The 17,169-nt window shown below is 54.5% G+C and carries 13 protein-coding genes; 5 read left to right on the top strand and 8 right to left on the bottom strand.

What is annotated here, in order from left to right:
* Positions 1–84 precede the first annotated feature (84 nt).
* Together nadC and MB824_RS11275 are read right to left on the bottom strand one after the other, a co-directional pair.
* Positions 85–966, bottom strand: a complete 882-nt coding sequence (gene nadC / locus MB824_RS11280) for a carboxylating nicotinate-nucleotide diphosphorylase (protein WP_238748630.1) — start codon at positions 964–966, stop codon at positions 85–87.
* A 179-nt stretch (positions 967–1,145) separates the two neighbouring features.
* Entirely contained in the window at positions 1,146–2,084 is a 939-nt protein-coding gene (locus MB824_RS11275) for an NUDIX hydrolase (protein WP_238748629.1), read from the bottom strand.
* A 200-nt stretch (positions 2,085–2,284) separates the two neighbouring features.
* On the opposite strand from MB824_RS11275, the gene nadA reads away from it, so the two are divergent.
* The 4 genes from nadA to MB824_RS11255 all read left to right on the top strand — a co-directional run bounded on the left by nadA (position 2,285) and on the right by MB824_RS11255 (position 7,869).
* A complete protein-coding gene (nadA, locus tag MB824_RS11270; protein WP_049230404.1) occupies positions 2,285–3,397 on the top strand; it encodes a quinolinate synthase NadA in 1,113 nt (370 codons plus the stop codon).
* A 51-nt stretch (positions 3,398–3,448) separates the two neighbouring features.
* On the top strand, positions 3,449–4,993 hold the full coding sequence (nadB, locus tag MB824_RS11265; protein WP_238748628.1) for an L-aspartate oxidase: 1,545 nt from the start codon (positions 3,449–3,451) through the stop codon (positions 4,991–4,993).
* A 194-nt stretch (positions 4,994–5,187) separates the two neighbouring features.
* On the top strand, positions 5,188–6,729 hold the full coding sequence (murJ, locus tag MB824_RS11260) for a murein biosynthesis integral membrane protein MurJ (RefSeq protein ID WP_238748636.1): 1,542 nt from the start codon (positions 5,188–5,190) through the stop codon (positions 6,727–6,729).
* Positions 6,730–7,032: 303 nt separating this feature from the next.
* Entirely contained in the window at positions 7,033–7,869 is an 837-nt protein-coding gene (locus tag MB824_RS11255; RefSeq protein WP_238748627.1) for a DUF4198 domain-containing protein, read from the top strand.
* A 62-nt stretch (positions 7,870–7,931) separates the two neighbouring features.
* On the opposite strand, the gene MB824_RS11250 is transcribed toward MB824_RS11255, so the two are convergent.
* Positions 7,932–8,306, bottom strand: coding sequence for a hypothetical protein (locus MB824_RS11250; RefSeq protein WP_238748626.1), 375 nt, complete (start codon positions 8,304–8,306; stop codon positions 7,932–7,934).
* 158 nt (positions 8,307–8,464) lie between these two features.
* Between MB824_RS11250 and MB824_RS11245 the strand changes: the two genes are divergently transcribed.
* On the top strand, positions 8,465–8,830 hold the full coding sequence (locus tag MB824_RS11245) for an immunity 8 family protein (protein ID WP_238748625.1): 366 nt from the start codon (positions 8,465–8,467) through the stop codon (positions 8,828–8,830).
* A 351-nt stretch (positions 8,831–9,181) separates the two neighbouring features.
* Here MB824_RS11245 and MB824_RS11240 read toward each other — a convergent pair whose 3' ends face one another.
* From MB824_RS11240 to polA, 5 genes are all read right to left on the bottom strand, one after another.
* Positions 9,182–9,556 (bottom strand): hypothetical protein, encoded by a 375-nt coding sequence (locus MB824_RS11240; protein ID WP_238748624.1) that lies wholly within the window; start codon positions 9,554–9,556, stop codon positions 9,182–9,184.
* Between the two features lie 260 nt (positions 9,557–9,816).
* Positions 9,817–11,676: a dihydroxy-acid dehydratase gene (gene ilvD, locus MB824_RS11235; RefSeq protein ID WP_238748623.1), complete on the bottom strand. Its 1,860-nt coding sequence runs from the start codon at positions 11,674–11,676 to the stop codon at positions 9,817–9,819.
* Between the two features lie 181 nt (positions 11,677–11,857).
* On the bottom strand, positions 11,858–12,469 hold the full coding sequence (locus MB824_RS11230) for a tyrosine-protein phosphatase (protein WP_238748622.1): 612 nt from the start codon (positions 12,467–12,469) through the stop codon (positions 11,858–11,860).
* A 206-nt stretch (positions 12,470–12,675) separates the two neighbouring features.
* Positions 12,676–14,091 (bottom strand): hypothetical protein, encoded by a 1,416-nt coding sequence (locus MB824_RS11225; RefSeq protein ID WP_238748621.1) that lies wholly within the window; start codon positions 14,089–14,091, stop codon positions 12,676–12,678.
* Between the two features lie 37 nt (positions 14,092–14,128).
* On the bottom strand, positions 14,129–16,924 hold the full coding sequence (polA, locus tag MB824_RS11220) for a DNA polymerase I (protein WP_238748620.1): 2,796 nt from the start codon (positions 16,922–16,924) through the stop codon (positions 14,129–14,131).
* Between the last annotated feature and the right edge of the window lie 245 nt (positions 16,925–17,169).

The following is a 17,169-nucleotide window of genomic DNA, read 5'->3' as shown; positions in this document are numbered from 1 at the left end:
CTCATGAGAAATCCCCTAAATGTCTTGGTGGGAATTTAGGGGATTTTGGGGGGATTTTGCAAAGGTCTCGATGTGTAATTGAACTTACGCCACGAAATCCAAACCTATGTCCAGCGATCGGCTGCTGTGAGTCAGATAGCCGAGGGCGATGCCGTCCACGCCGGTTTGCGCTACGCGCCTCAGGCGGTCGAAGCCGATGCCGCCCGATGCTTCGCAATAGATGGTGTGTGGGTGGGTGGTTTGCGTGTGGCAGCGGTTTGTCGCTTCTTTCAGGGTTTCATCGTCCATGTTGTCCAGCAAAATCCGTTCCGCGCCCGCCGCGATGGCTTCGTCCAGTTGTGCCAACGTGTCCACTTCGATTTCCACGCAAGTCAACGGTCCGACCGCCTGTCTTGCCTGCAGCACGGCTTGGGCGATGCTGCCGCAATAGGCGAGGTGGTTGTCTTTGATGAGTACGGCGTCGTCCAAGCCCATGCGGTGGTTCACGCCGCCGCCCGCCCTGACGGCGTATTTTTGCAGGACGCGCAGCAGGGGGATGGTTTTGCGGCTGCACACGATGTCTGTACCGTATTCGGCGACTTCGGCAACGGCACGCGCGGTGGCGGTGGCGATGCCGCTTAAGTGCGTGAGGTAGTTGAGCGCGGTGCGTTCGGCGGCGAGCAGCGCGCGGGCGTTGCCTTCGATGGCGGCAAGCGTCTGACCTGCGCGGACGGCTTGCCCGTCTTGGATTTCGGCTTGGAAGCGGACGGACGGATCCATCGTCTGAAAGGCGAGGCGCGCCAAGTCCATGCCGGCGATGACGCCGTCTTCGCGGCTGACGAGGGAAAATTTGGCAGTTTTATCGGATGTAATGATGGCATTGGACGTAATATCGCCACGCCTGCCCAAATCTTCGCTCAAGGCTTGTTCGACTATGGGGCGCAGCAGAGTGTCAGGGAGGGGAAAGAGGGTGTTTTCAGACGACATGAGGTTTCCTTTGTTGAAAAAGATTGATGTTGCACCGATGGGGCAAAACTTCATTTTATAGTGGATTAAATTTAAACCAGTACGTTGTTACCTCGCCTTGCCGTACTATCTGTACTGTCTGCGGCTTCGTCGCCTTGTCCTGATTTTTGTTAATCCACTATAGGTCGTCTGAAAACGGGCTAACGGCTGCCCAGCGGCAGTCCGATGTCCGAAATCAGCCTGTCGGGCAGGACGTCGTCGCGGAAGCGGTAAAGCTGCGCGGGACGGCCTTTGCTGCCCGATACGCCGGTATCCGACGGCTCGATGAGGTTTTGCTGCTGAATTTGGCGGCGGAAGTTTTGCTTGTGTAGTAATCTGCCGCTGATGGCTTCGACGCTGTTTTGCAGTTGCAGCAGCGTGAATTCGGGCGGCATCAGTTCGAAAATCACGGGGCGGTATTTGATTTTGGCACGCAGGCGGGACAGGGCGGTTGCTAACACGCGGCGGTGGTCGTGGCGCATGGCCTGCCCCGTGAGCGCGAAGTCGAAGTTTGCCTGCGGCTCGGCGGCTTCCACTATCAGGCCGCTTTCATACAGCATTTCATAGCGTTGCAAAACGTATTCTTCCGACCAGTTTTCCAGTTCGACCCCCCAACACAAATGAATGCGCTTGAGCCGCTTTTGGCGGACTTCCTCCGTGTCCGCCGAGTTTGCCCAAATGCGCAGGCGGCTGACGATGGCGTCTCGCTGCCCGCCGTCGGTGCGCAAGTCTTCCCACGGGAAATAGTCGTAGCAGTCCTGCCATTTCGCGTCGGGATGCAGGATGCTGTCGGCTGCCTCGTGCACCAGCCCCAAGTAGCTGACGTACAAGACGGGCATGCCGTGTTCGTTGCGGCGGTGGGTATCGACAAAGGTGTAAAGCTGTTCCACATAGCCCATAGGCTGCGAAGTCTGCTTGGCGACCCACAGCTTTACGCCTGCCTGCAGGGAATTGCGCAGAGGGGAGAGCGGGCCGTTGGGCAGGAGCGTGCCTTGGGCGACGGTCAATACCCGCAGGCCGCCATCGGTAACGGCAATCAATACAGGAACCAGCTCGACGATGCTTCCCGGCGGGGCTTCGGCTTCGGGGTAGGCGTCCATGCTCGGCTTTCTGCGGGTGGGAAAGGTTTTATTGTAAACCAAAGCGGTTTGTCGGAACGAAGCGGGTCGGTTTTGCGGTATCGCAAACCTGTTTTCAGACGACCTTGCATATTATACTCAAATTGAGCATAATATAAAACAGTTTGAAAAACAGACGGTAAACCTTCATGTCGTCTGAAAACCAGCTACAAGGAAACATCATGCAAACCGCCGCCCGCCGCTCGTTCGACTACGATATGCCCCTCATCCAAACGCCGACTTCCGCCTGCCAAATCCGTCAGGCGTGGGCGAAGGTTGCCGATACGCCCGACCGCGAGACGGCAGGTCGTCTGAAAGACGAAATCAAGGCTTTGCTGAAGGAGAAAAACGCGGTTTTGGTGGCGCATTATTATGTTGATCCGCTGATTCAGGATTTGGCTTTGGAAACGGGCGGATGTGTGGGCGATTCGCTGGAAATGGCGCGCTTCGGTGCGGAACATGAAGCCGGTACATTGGTGGTAGCGGGCGTGCGCTTCATGGGCGAGAGCGCGAAAATCCTCTGCCCTGAAAAAACGGTGCTGATGCCTGATTTGGAAGCGGAATGTTCTTTGGATTTGGGTTGTCCCGAGGAGGCGTTTTCGGCGTTTTGCGACCAACACCCCGACCGTACGGTGGTAGTGTACGCCAACACTTCCGCTGCCGTGAAAGCGCGTGCCGATTGGGTGGTAACGTCTTCGGTGGCGTTGGAAATCGTGTCGTATCTGAAATCGCGCAGTGAGAAGTTGATTTGGGGGCCCGACCGCCACCTCGGCGACTACATCCGCCGCGAAACGGGCGCGGATATGCTGTTGTGGCAGGGTTCGTGCATCGTCCATAACGAATTCAAAGGGCAAGAACTGGCGGCGTTGAAGGTGGAACATCCCGACGCGGTGGTGCTGGTTCATCCCGAATCGCCGCAAAGCGTCATCGAACTGGGCGACGTGGTCGGCTCGACCAGCAAACTGCTGAAAGCCGCCGTATCGCGCCCTGAAAAGAAATTCATCGTGGCAACCGATTTAGGCATCCTGCACGAAATGCAAAAGCAGGCGCCCGACAAAGAATTTATCGCCGCACCGACGGCGGGCAACGGCGGAAGCTGCAAAAGCTGCGCGTTCTGCCCGTGGATGGCGATGAATTCGCTGGGCGGCATCAAATACGCCCTGACAAGCGGACACAACGAAATCCTGTTGGACAGAAAGCTGGGCGAAGCCGCCAAACTGCCTTTGCAGCGTATGCTCGACTTCGCGGCAGGACTCAAACGCGGGGATGTGTTCAACGGTATGGGACCCGCCTGATTTGCCGTCAATATTGCCGTTTCAGACGACCTCACAAACAAGGACAACACCATGCAAACCGATTGCGACGTATTGATTGCCGGAAACGGGCTGGCGGCACTGACGCTCGCCCTGTCGCTGCCTGAATCGTTCCGCATCGTCATTTTGTGCAAGAACCGGCTGGACGACACCGCCAGCCGTCATGCGCAAGGCGGGATTGCGGCGGCATGGTCGGGAGAGGACGACATCGAAAAACACGTTGCCGATACCTTAGAAGCGGGCGCGGGTTTGTGCGACGAAGCCGCCGTCCGCGCCATCCTGTCGCAGGGCAAACCGGCAATCGAATGGCTGCTGGCGCAGGGCGTGGCGTTCGACCGGAATCATAACGACCTGCACCTGACGCGCGAAGGCGGGCATACCTGCCGCCGAATCGCCCACGTCGCCGACTACACGGGCGAAGCCGTCATGCAGAGCCTGATTGCCCAAATACGCCGCCGCCCGAACATCCGCGTTTACGAGCAGCAGATGGCGTTGGATATCCAAACCGAATCAGGCGCGGCGTGCGGACTGACCGTCCTCGACCGCCAAACGCAAGAAACCTACCGCATCCGCGCCCGCCATACCGTACTCGCAGGCGGCGGCCTCGGGCAAATTTACGCCGCCACCACCACGCCGCCCGAATGCACGGGCGACGCCATCGCCATGGCGATACGCGCAGGCTGTGCAGTCGAAAACCTCGAATTTATCCAATTCCACCCCACAGGCTTGGCAAGGCCGTCTGAAAACGGACGTACCTTCCTGATTTCCGAAGCCGTGCGCGGCGAAGGCGGCATTCTGACCAACCAAGCGGGCGAACGGTTTATGCCGCATTACGACCGCCGCGCCGAACTCGCGCCGCGCGACATCGTTGCCCGCGCCATCGCCGCCGAAATCGCCAAACAAACGCAAGATTTCGTCTCGCTCGACATCAGCCGCAAACCCGCAGAGTTCGTCCGTCAGCATTTCCCGTCCATCCATCGGCACTGCCTGTCCCAATGCGGTTTGGACATCACGCGCCAAGCCATCCCCGTCCGCCCCGTGCAACACTACACCTGCGGCGGCATCCAAACCGACCCCTGCGGCAGAACTTCCCTGCCGCAGCTCTACGCCTTAGGTGAAACCGCCTGCACAGGGCTGCACGGAGCCAACCGCCTCGCCAGCAATTCCCTGCTCGAATGCGTCGTTACCGCCAGGCTTGCCGCCCAAACCATCGCAGACGGACAAGCGTTCCAAACCGCACCGCCCCAAAGGTCGTCTGAAAACCCCTCCGCCGAAGCAGGCATCTTTTCAGACGACCTCCAAAACACATTCAGCCGCCCCGTCCTGCAAGCGTTCAACCAACGCCATCTCGGCATCCTCCGCAACGATACCGGCCTGCGCCGCGCCATCGCCCAACTGCGGCTTTGGAAGCAAAACCAAGCCGAGCCGCACACCGTGTCCGAATACGAAAACCGCAACCTGCTCGAATGCAGCCTCGCCGTCGCCCAAGCCGCATACGCAAGGCGGCAAAACATCGGCGCACATTTCAATACCGATTTGGCGGCATGTTTCAACTGGCAGGAGCGGGAAGTAGGCTGAGACCTTTGCAAAATCCCCCCAAATCCCCTAAATCACCACCAAGACATTTAGGGGATTTGGGGGGATTTTGCAAAGGTCTCTGCTTGTTTTTTGCTTTGGCAGGCAGCCTGAAAAGCGCTTGAAACCGGCTTTCAGGCTGCCTGCAGTCGGGTATGGTAAACTTGCCGCCTTTTTTTGCCGCCCGTTTTGCCGCCATGAACCTTCTTGCCGTTTTAGCCCGCTTAAGCAGTATGACGATGTTTTCCCGCGTATTGGGCTTCGTGCGCGATGCGGTGGTGGCGCGGATTTTCGGTGCCGGCGCGGCGATGGACGCTTTTGTGGTGGCTTTCAGGCTGCCCAATCTTTTGCGGCGGATTTTTGCCGAAGGGGCGTTTTCGCAGGCCTTTGTGCCGATACTGGCCGAATACCGCCACAACAAAAGCCCGGAAGCGACGCAGGCTTTTGCCCGCCATGTGGCGGGGATGCTGCTGCTGGCGCTGGTGCTGGTTACCGCTGTCGGCATTCTGGCGGCGCCGGCGGTGATTTGGACGACGGCCGGCGGCTTTGCCCGCGACGGCACGCGCTTTGAGCTGGCGGTGCGGCTTCTGCGGGTGGTGTTTCCGTATATCCTGCTGATTTCGCTGTCGTCTTTTGTCGGCAGCATACTCAACACCTACGGGCGCTTTTCGGTGCCAGCATTTACGCCGGTGCTGCTGAATGTGTCGTTTATCGTGTTTGCGGTATTTTTCGTGCCCTATTTCGACCCGCCGGTGATGGCGCTGGGCTGGGCGGTGTTTGTCGGCGGCATTTTGCAGCTGGTTTTCCAGCTGCCCTGGCTGTTTAAGCTCGGCTTTCTGAAAATCCCCAAAATCGACTGGCACGACGCGGCGGTGCGGCGGGTGGTGAAACAGATGCTGCCTTCGATGTTCGGCTCGTCGGTGGCGCAGGTGTCGCTGGTGATCAATACCGTGTTTGCTTCGTTTCTGGCGGTGGGCAGCGTGTCGTGGATGTATTACGCCGACCGCCTGATGGAGCTGCCTTCGGGCGTGGTCGGCGCGGCGCTCGGCACCATTTTGCTGCCGGGCCTCTCCAAACACGCCGCCAAAGACAATCCGGCGGCCTTCTCGGCGCTTCTGGACTGGGGGCTGCGGCTGTGCATGCTGCTGGTGCTGCCGGCGGCGGCGGGGCTGGCGGTGCTGTCTTTCCCGCTGGTGGCCACGCTGTTTATGTACCGCGAATTCGATTTGCACGCCGCGCAGATGACGCAGTACGCGCTGGTGGCCTATACCGTCGGCCTGCCGGCGATGATACTGGTGCGGGTACTGGCGCCCGGTTTTTACGCCCGCCAAAACGTGCGCACGCCGATGCGAGTGGCGGTGGTGTCGCTAATCGGCACCCAGCTCTTTAACCTGATTCTGGTGTGGCCGCTCAAGCATGCGGGGCTGGCGCTGGCGATTGCGCTGGGCGCCTGCATCAACGCTTCGCTGCTGTTTTTGCTGCTGCGCATCCGCGATCTCTACCGCCCGCAGCCGGGCTGGAAGCCGTTTTTGCTGCGCATCGGCGTGGCGGTGGCGGTGATGACCAGCGGCCTGGCCGCCGCGCAAATCTGGCTGCCGCTGCAATGGACGGGCGTGTCCGGCGCCTACCGCGCGCTGCAGCTGGCCGGCCTGCTGCTGCTGGCGCTGCTGCTTTATTTCGGCACGCTGGCTCTCGGCGGCATGCGGCCACGCCATTTCAAACGCACCGAAGTCGAATAAGGATGCCCGATACAAACAGGCAGCCTGAAAAGCCAAAACGCGGCGGCGGAACGAAGGGTTCCGCCGCCGTTTGGCTTTTCAGGCTGCTTTGGCTCTGAAGCAGCGCGCTACGGGCAACTTATGCCCGCGACGGCAAAAATGGCGGCAGCAAAGGCTTTCAGGCTGCCTTTGCCCGAAAGCAGCCTGAAAACTACCCTAGAGCAACAAACCAAATTGCCGTTGAAAGCGGCCGGCGAGTGTAATACCATAACGCCCGCACGGCCGCCGGCCGGCATTGTTTTCCCACCTTTTATGGAAAGAGACATGAAAAAACTGCTCCCCCTTGCCCTGATTTGCACCGCCGCCTTTGCCCACGCCCACGAAGTTTGGGTGAACGCCCCCGCCGAGCTGCCGGCCAAAAGCAGCCTGAAAGCCGAGCTGGCCTACAGCCACGACTTTCCGCATGCCGAAGCCATCCCCGCCGACCGTCTGCATATTTTCGCGCCGCTGCACATCACTTCGCCCGACGGCAAAACCGCCGCGCTCAAGCAGCAGGGCGAAAACTACCAATACGTTTCCGGTAGCCTGAAAAAAGGCAGCTACATCGTCAGCGCCACCTATAAGCCGACTTTCTGGTCGAAAGATGCCGCCGGCAAATGGGCGCAGAAAAATCTGGCCGAGCGCCCCGAAGCGGTGTTCTGCCAGCAGAGCCAGATGTTCGGCAAAGCGGTAGTGGTGGTGGACGGCGGCGCGGATGAAACCGCCATCAGCCGCCCGGTCGGCCAGACTCTGGAAATCGTGCCGCTGGCCAATCCCAACAGCCTGCAGCCCGGCCAGGCCTTGCCCGTGCAGATTCTCTATCAGGGCGAACCGCTGGCCGGCGCCACCGTTACCGCCACTTCCGACACCTTCGCCGAGCGCGATTCGGCCGCCGCCCACGACCACCGCGAGCCGCAGGCTTTTTCCGGCCAAACCGACAAACAGGGCAAGGTCAATGTGCTGCCGCTGATTGAAGGTTTGTGGAAAGTGAAAGTGGTGCACAAAACGCCGTTTGCCGATGCCAAAGTGTGCCAAGAGTCCGCCGCCTACGCCACGCTGGTAATGCCCATCGGCAAAGAGCGCGCGCAAGGACACGGCCATCATCACCATCATCATCACTAGATTGACCGTGCAAAAAGGCAGCCTGAAAAACCTTTCAGGCTGCCTTTGCTGCGGCGGACGCTTTATTGCGCCTGCCCATTGTCTTCCAGTATTTTTTCCATCATCGCCCCCGCATCAAGATAGCCTTGTCGGTTGCCCTGGCAGAACTCGGTTTTGCCGAAACGCTCAAGCCGCATCTGGCCGTCGGCCACCGCTTCCCGGCTCAGGCGGGTGCTTTCTTCCAGCGTAAAGGCGTTGCATTGCAGCTTGCGCAGCACGCGGTAAACTTTGTCGGAAACGTTTTCATCGAAACCGCAGCTGGTTTCGAGAAAACGGTTGAACGCGGCGCCCTGCAGGGTGTGCTGGCACAGATCGCGGTGGCTGTTGATTTGGCGAACCGGCTCGGCAGCAGCAGCCAGCGGCAGTACAAGCAGCAGGGTGGGTAGAAATCGGCGCATGGTTTTCCTTAAATAAGTGCAGATGGTACACAATTATATCGCCCTCCAACTATCAAATCTAATACTTCAAAAGCTTTCAATCCTACAGGATCACAGGCTAATTTCGTCATTAGAAATACCGATGGAAAAACTTTAACTAACGGACATTTAAATATAAAATGATTAAACTGAATTTAAAAAGTATAGAATTATATGATGTTAATTTTGAAGAATTTTATCCTGAGATACCTGATAACTTTCATCAATGGATAGATATAGAGATTGGGGTTGAAGGTGAGCAAGGGACATCCATTTTTTCCTTTTGCGTTTGCTCACCCAAATGGATTGCACATAATTGCAGCAAAGAAGGTATTTTTTGGTCAAATGCGCTAGTAATGGAACAGTTTAGTCATAAAGATATTATTAATGAAATTAATAAAATATTGACACATTGCTCAAAAGAAACATGGGAGTTGTCATTATCAAATTTATTAAGATTTTTTTCTTGGGAATTTGAGGATTATCATCCCCATCATTCAACATAACGGCGCTTGGAACGGGCGCAATTATCGGGATCCGCGCCGTATCCGGCAAGCAGCCTGAAAACAAAAAACTACTTTCAGGCTGCTTGGGGTGAAACCGAAAAAGCAGCCTGAAAGCTTTGCAAAGCCCAAAACCCTTTAAACAGCGTCATTCCCGCGCAGGCGGGAATCTTATTTCGGCTTAGGCATCGGGTGTTTCTTCAAACATGGTTGAAGGCCAACCAAGATTCCCGCCTGCGCGGGAATGACGTCGGTTGGACAAATCGGGAATGGCGGCAATTGGACAAATTGCGCCTTTGACTCCGCTTAAAGCCTTGCAGCGGTTTTTAACCACCGTTTTGTTACTTATGCCGATTATTCTGAGATTGCCATCTCAATGACTTGTTCAACATAGTTGTTTTCCAAATCAATCACGTCTCCTTTTCCTTGTTTTGATATTTTTAATTCGTCATATGCGTAAAAAATAGCAATTTTTTTCCCTTCACAAAATAAATGTCTGTCGGATTTATTCATCATATACATACTTTCATTCCTTACGATGCCTTCATCATCTATAAAACTAAAACTATTCGGTATATTTCTTCTTTCCATTCCCGCCTCATATATTGACGATATTACTCCGGAAACGCTTCTGGTGATAATCTGTCCGGAATCGATATTAGCCCACCACTCATCCGACGCAAACAATCCTTTGTCTTTTTTGATGCCAAAGATACTTTCGTCATTCAATGATAGTAATCTTGTATCTTCAATATGCTCCTTCTTTTTTTCTATTTTTCATATCTTTTTTAAAATCATAAACCAAATACATATCATCATCCAAACTCAAATAACTCATTTTACGTCTCCAATTTTTCAACATTAATCATCTGCTGCCTAAAAGTTTCTTTACCGACAAATCTCCACCATTCTGTGTTGATTATCCCTGCTTAGTGAAAAAGGCAGCCTGAAAACTTTTCAGGCTGCCTTTGGCGGCAGAGAAAATGGGCTTAACGCTCAATCTGCGATACGTCGCGCACCGCGCCTTTGTCGGCGGAAGTGGCCATGGCGCCGTAGGCGCGCAGGGCGGCGGAGATGTAGCGGTCGCGGTTTTCCGGCTTCCATGCTTGGCTGCCTTTGGCTTCCATTTCGGCGCGGCGTTGGGTGAGTTCTTCGTCGGAGATTTTCAGGTTGATGCTGCGGTTGGGGATGTCGATTTCAATCGTATCGCCTTCGTGCACCAAGCCGATGGCGCCGCCTTCGGCTGCTTCGGGGGAAACGTGGCCGATGCTCAAGCCCGATGTGCCGCCGGAGAAGCGGCCGTCTGTAAGCAAGGCGCATTGGGCGCCGAGGCCTTTGGATTTGAGATAGCTGGTGGGATACAGCATTTCCTGCATGCCGGGGCCGCCTTTGGGGCCTTCGTAGCGGATGATGACGATGTCGCCGGCGACGATTTGGTTGCCCAAAATGCCTTCTACTGCGGCTTCTTGGCTTTCAAACACACGGGCGCGGCCGGTGAATTTGAGGATGCTCTCGTCCACGCCTGCGGTTTTCACCACGCAGCCGCGTTCGGCGATGTTGCCGAACAAGACCGCCAAACCGCCGTCTTGCGAGTAGGCGTGTTCGACGTTGCGGATACAGCCTTTTTCGCGGTCGAGGTCGAGGGTTTTCCACATGCGATTTTGCGAGAATGCTTGGGTGGTGCGCACGCCGCCGGGCGCGGCTTTGAAGCGCTCGATGGCGTGGGTGTTTTCGGGATTGGTTACGTCCCATTTTTCAATCGCGTCTTTGAGCGTGGGCGCGTGGATGGTGTACACGTCGGTGTGCAGTTTGCCCGCTTTGTCCAATTCTTTCAGGATGGCGAAAATGCCGCCGGCGCGGTGCACGTCTTCCATGTAGTAGTCGTGGTTGTTGGGCGCGGTTTTGCAGATGCAGGGCACGACGCGGCTTAAGCGGTCGATGTCTGCCATTTTGAAATCCACGCCTGCTTCGTTGGCGACGGCGAGCAAATGCAAAATGGTGTTGGTGGAGCCGCCCATGGCGATGTCCATGGTCATGGCGTTTTCAAAGGCTTTTTTGGTGGCGATGCTGCGCGGCAGTACGGTTTCGTCGTCTTGCTCGTAATAGCGTTTGGTGATTTCGACAATCATACGGCCGGCTTCGAGGAACAATTCTTTGCGGCCAGCGTGGGTGGCAAGGTAGGAACCGTTGCCGGGCAGGGACAGGCCGAGTGCTTCGGTCAGGCAGTTCATGGAGTTGGCGGTGAACATGCCGGAGCAGGAGCCGCAGGTCGGGCAGGCGTTTTGCTCGATTTCGTCGATGGCGGCATCGGAAACGTTGTCGTCGGCCGCGTCAATCATCGCATCGACCAAGTCCAAACGGCGCTCGGGCTGGATATTGGCCACGCCCAAAACCTTGCCCGCTTCCATCGGCCCGCCGGAAACGAAAATGGTGGGGATGTTCAGGCGCATGGAAGCGATAAGCATGCCGGGGGTGATTTTGTCGCAGTTGGAAATGCACACCAGCGCATCGGCGCAGTGTGCGTTGACCATGTATTCGATGGAGTCGGCGATCAGATCGCGGCTGGGCAGCGAATAGAGCATGCCGCTGTGCCCCATGGCGATGCCGTCGTCCACGGCGATGGTGTTGAATTCTTTGGCCACCGCGCCCGCTTTTTCAATCTCGCGGGCAACGAGCTGGCCCATATTGTGCAGATGCACATGGCCGGGCACGAACTGGGTAAACGAGTTGGCAATGGCGATGATGGGTTTGCCGAAGTCGGTTTCCATCATGCCGGTGGCGCGCCACAGCGCGCGCGCGCCGGCCATATTGCGGCCGTGGGTGGAAGTTTTGGAGCGGTAGTCGGGCATGGTTGTGTGTCCTGTTTTCGCAATTTTGATTAGTTAAGTGTTTGTTGAAACAGCTTTCAGGCTGCCTTTTGCGGTTTCAGGCAGCCTGAAACGGAAAAAGGCGCCCATTTTATACCAAGCGGCAAAAGCAGGCAGCCTGAAAGCGTGTAAACGGCTTTCAGGCTGCCTTGAATAAAAACGTTTATCGCTCGATGTCTTGCCGTCTCAACTCGTCCAACTGCCGCAGCGCTTCCAGTTCCGCGCGTACCTGGCGCACGTTTTCATCGGAAAACAGCCGGCCGATATTGCGCCAGACGCTGTGATAGCCGTAAGGCCCCTGCTGCATCTCGCGCCGCGCTTCCTCCACCGGCCAGCCCTGATAAACAATGCGGTACATGCCGGAAATCAGGCCGGTGCGGTCGGCGCCGTGGTAGCAGTGGATCAGCACCGCGCCTTTTTGCTGCTGTTTTTCAATCAGAAACAGCGTCTCGGCAATCTCTTTGGGCGTAATCTTCCACGCCCGCAGCGGCTTGTTCAACAGCTCGATATCCAAACCCGCCAGCGCGCTGCGGTTGCTGCTGCGGCGGAAATGGCGCAGATTGACCACGCTTTTGACGCCCAAACCGCGCACCGCCGCCGCATCGGCACGGGTCAGCTGCTCGCTGCGGTAGAGCTTGGCGTCGATGCGGTAAAGATTGGCATCTTGTTTAACCGGCACCGCCCACTGATAGGGCGCGGCGGCTTCGGAAGCGGTGCCGACAGCCGCCACAGGGGCGGACAGCAGGACGCAAAGGAGAAGGGTGGGGAAACGCATGGGAGTTCTCTGTATTGGGGTTGTGGCAGCCTGAAAAAAGGATTTCAGGCTGCTTTTTATTGCGGGTAGACTAGGTTGCAAACCCAGTATTTTTAAGCTGATTCAAGTATGCTGTTTGTTGGGCCTAGTAACCCAAATTATGCTTGCTTATCTAAAGGATTTACACTTATCCTAAAAAAATTAGAGTTGGCTCAGTATCGTTAAAATTACTTAGGCATTAGATATAAATACTGACTTGGGATATGCCAACACTTCTCCCCAACCTCACTACCTATTGAAACAGTTACAGGGCAAAAAACTTTAGTTTGTCCAAGATTCCATGCCATATATCCATATAATTGATAAGAAACGTCATCCTTGCCTTTTTCAATAAGATCAATTAATTCATAATTCTTTTTTAAACATATCGGATCAACCGAATAAATCATCTTATTTTTTACAAAAATCTCTTGGTTCCTTCCCCATTGAATGAATCTTTCGTCTAAAGCATACCACCTTGCATCACGTTTATCTTCAATATACCCCATATTTCGCATTGAATTTATTATAAATATAGGGTAACTATCCATAAAAAAAACCGCCATAATAAACAACAAAAAACTAACCAACCACACAGAAACAATTGTCTTTATCAATTCACTTCGACTAATAAAATTAAAAGACGAATGAAATAAAATAGAAAAAATATAAATAACCAAAATTAAAGTTGAGTATATTGCCTGACTTAAATTCCGCATAATTTGATCATAATCCCCACCATTTAAAATAGCATTTGGAGATATTGAAGCAATAAAAAGCAAAAATGGCAAAAATAATATAATGTTAAAACCAAATACCACGCCAGCAAGCAACAGATAGGCACGTATTGTATCATGAAACCGGGCTTTACTCTTGTCTTTATTTAGCACTTCAACATCCCCCAACCTATTAAAATTTAATGAATAAATTGCCCAGTAAATCATGATGGAGATTATTGAAACACAAATAAAAGATATCAAAACATCCTCATGTATATAATTTAATATTATGTTAGATATTAAGCATACACCTACTAGAAATGATGCAAACGTTAAAGGCAATACGATGCGTTCATCTTTAGAACCTAAACAATAAAATATACATAATATAGAAGGAGAAAGTAGCATAATTAAAAAATAATATTTTAACGCCCCATCACCTTTGTAGGTGTAAAAATATCCTACCCATATTAATATTAACGAAAGCATCGGGGGGATTAAAAGAGTGAGAGTAAGCTTTTTTTGTATTTCTTTATTATTCTCTCCTATTTTTAATTTATTTAGAATCCAAACGTACATTGATGGGACAGACAAAGGCATAAACAAACAAAAAAATAATACAAAAATTAATAAGTAAAAAGCTCCAACCCACATCTTAGAAGAAGATAAAACATCTTGTAATAAATAAATAGAATTAATATGATTAAGATAACTCCACGGAATAATTATTAAGCAGACTGAAAATAAGAAAGCAATAAAAATTTTCCAATTTTCATAAATAAATGACTTAATTTTCTTTGAAAAATTTACCTTGCTATTTAGATTAGCAATTTTTTTTAATCGTTTTAATTTTTTGTTTAATTCTATTTCTTGCTTAATCTTCATTAAATAATCCTTATTTAAAATTAGTAGATAATAATTTTCAATGCGCCCCATCCCAATCCATGCCCACTCCCACTTCCGCCAACAGCGGCACGTTCAGACGGCCTTGCGCCACTTCGGCCATCACTTGCGGCAGCATTGCTTTTACGGTTTCGAGTTCCGATTCCACTACTTCCAACACCAATTCGTCATGCACCTGCATAATCAGTTTGCTTTGTAGGCCGTCTGAATGCAGGCGCTCGGATACGGCGATCATGGCGCGTTTGATGAGGTCGGAGGCGGTGCCCTGCATGGGGGCGTTGATGGCGGCACGCTCGGCGCCGGCGCGGGCGTTGGCGTTTTTGGCGCGGATGTCGGGCAGATACAGGCGGCGGCCGAACAGGGTTTCGACGTAGCCTTGGGCGGCGGCTTCTTCTTTGGTGCGCTGCATGTATTCGGCCACGCCCGGGTAGCGGGCGAAATAGCGGTCGATAAAGTTTTTGGCGGACAAATTGTCGATGCCCAGCGATTTGGCCAGGCCGTATTGACCCATGCCGTAAATCAGGCCGAAGTTGATGGTTTTGGCGTAGCGGCGCTGCTCGTGGCTGACGTTTTCGGGCGCGATGCCGAACACTTCGGCGGCGGTGCGGCGGTGTACGTCTTCGCCGTTTTGGAAGGCGGCAATCAGGGTTTTGTCGCCCGACAAATGCGCCATGATGCGCAGCTCGATTTGCGAGTAGTCGGCCGACACGATCAGACGGCCTTCGGGCGCGGTAAAGGCACGGCGCACGCGGCGGCCTTCGGCGGTGCGGATGGGGATGTTTTGCAGGTTGGGATTGCTGCTGGCAAGGCGGCCGGTGATGGCGACGGCTTGGGAATAGGTGGTGTGCACGCGACCGGTGCGCGGGTTGATCATTTCGGGCAGCTTGTCGGTGTAGGTGGATTTGAGTTTGGCCAGGCTGCGGTTTTCCAAGATGATTTTCGGCAGCGGATAATCGGGCGCGAGCTGTTCGAGTACGGCTTCGTTGGTGGAGATGCCGCCGGATGCGGTTTTTTTCAGACCTTTGGTAGGGATGCCCATTTTGTCGAACAGGATTTCTTGAAGCTGCTTGGGCGAATTGAGATTAAACGGCTGTCCGGCCGTCTGAAATGCCTGCTCTTCGAGTTTCAGCAAGGCCGCGCCCAACTCGCTGCTTTGTGCGGCCAGCTCGGCGCGGTCGATGTGCACGCCGTTGCGCTCCATTTCAAACAATACTTGGGCTACGGGCAATTCCATATCGTGGTACATTTCAAGCTGTTTGTCGTCCATCTGCGCGCGCAAATGCGCTTCGAGGCGCAGGGCGAAATCCGCGTCTTGCGCGGCGTATTCGGTGGCTTGCTCAATGGCGACATCGGCAAAAGAAATCTGCTTCGCGCCCTTGCCGCACAAGGATTCGTAAGTAATCGTCGGCAGGCCGAGCCAGCGTTCGGACAATTCGTCCAAACCGTGTCCCAAATGGCTCTCGACAATATACGAAGCCAGCATCGCATCGCCCGCAATACCGCGCAACGCAATGCCGTAGTTGGCAAAAACGTGTTGGTCGTATTTCAGATTCTGGCCGATTTTTTTCAGGCTGCCGTTTTCCAAATAGGGTTTCAGACGGCCTAATGTGTTTTGTAAATCAAGCTGCTGCGGCGCGGCAGTCATGCTGTGGCCGAGCGGGATATACACAGCTTCGCCTGCTTGGAATGCGATGCTGATGCCTACGAGCTGCGCGTTCATCGCATCAAGCGACGTGGTTTCGGTGTCGATGCCGATGCGTTCGGTTTTGGATAATTTGTCCAACAAGGCGGCAAGCTCGGTTTCTGTAGTAACCGCCTGATAATTGAGCTTTTCGGGCGCGGCGGCTTTTTCAGGCTGCTTTTCAGACGGCATCTCTAATGCCAAAGCGGCGATTTCGCCCACATCGGCGCTGCCGAACAAATCGCCGTCGGCCGCTTCGTGCATCCGGTTTTCGGCCTCTTTGAGCCAAGTTTTGAAGCCCCAGCGTTTGAAATCGGCCGCCAGCTGCGCCCATTTGGGCGGCGTACGGCGCAGGCTTTCGAGGCCGTCGACCAGCTCCGCGTGCAAATCCACATCGGTTTTAATCGTAACCAAATCGTAGGACAAGGGCAGTTGCGAGAGCGCGGCTTGCAGGTTTTCGCCCACTTTGCCCTTGATGTCGCCCGCATGTTCCATCACGCCCGCCAAAGTTTCATAGGCTTCGAGCCATTTCACCGCCGTTTTCGGCCCGCATTTTTCCACGCCCGGCACGTTGTCTACTTTGTCGCCCATCAGCGCGAGATAGTCGCGGATTTGGTCGGGGCGCACGCCGAATTTGGCTTTTACGCCGTCAATGTCCAGCGTTTCGCCGCTCATCGTGTTGACCAGCGTAACGCGCTCGTTCACCAGCTGCGCCATGTCTTTGTCGCCGGTGGAAATCACCACGTCCCAGCCCGCCGCGCCGCCCTGCGCCGCCAGCGTGCCGATGACGTCATCCGCTTCCACCTGCGGCACCACCAGCACAGGCCAGCCCATCAGCCGCACCAAATCGGGCAGCGCTTCGGCCTGCGGGCGCAAATCGTCGGGCATCGGCGGGCGCGTGGCTTTGTAGTCGGCAAACATTTCATGGCGGAAATTTTTGCCTTTCGCGTCAAACACCACCGCGCAATAGTCGTGCACATAATCCGCACGCAGCCGCCGCAACATGTTCAACACGCCGTACATCGCCCCTGTGGGCGCGCCGTCGGGCGCGGTAAGCTGCGCCATCGCGTGGTAGGCGCGGTAGAGATAGGAAGAGCCGTCGACGAGCAGGAGGGTGGGGCGGGAAGAAGACATGTTCAGGCTGCCTTTGCGGATGGGTTGGGAAACGGCGGATTATATAGCGAATGCCGCAGACACATGGTTTTCAGGCTGCCTGACCGTCCGAAGGCAGCCTGAAAAATACGGAGCGGCGCTTTCAGGCTGCCTGCTTGCCTGAAAAAGCAGCCTGAAAGATGCGAAACGGGCTTTCAGGCTGCTTTGCCGTTTGGGCAGCCTGAAAAAACCCCGCACATCGAAACGTGCGGGGTGCGGGTGGGTGC

It is taken from the genome of Kingella pumchi, from assembly GCF_022288825.1.
Taxonomy (GTDB): domain Bacteria; phylum Pseudomonadota; class Gammaproteobacteria; order Burkholderiales; family Neisseriaceae; genus Kingella_D; species Kingella_D pumchi.
Note: the sequence above shows the minus strand (reverse complement) of the source record. Positions and strands in the feature narration are given on the sequence as shown.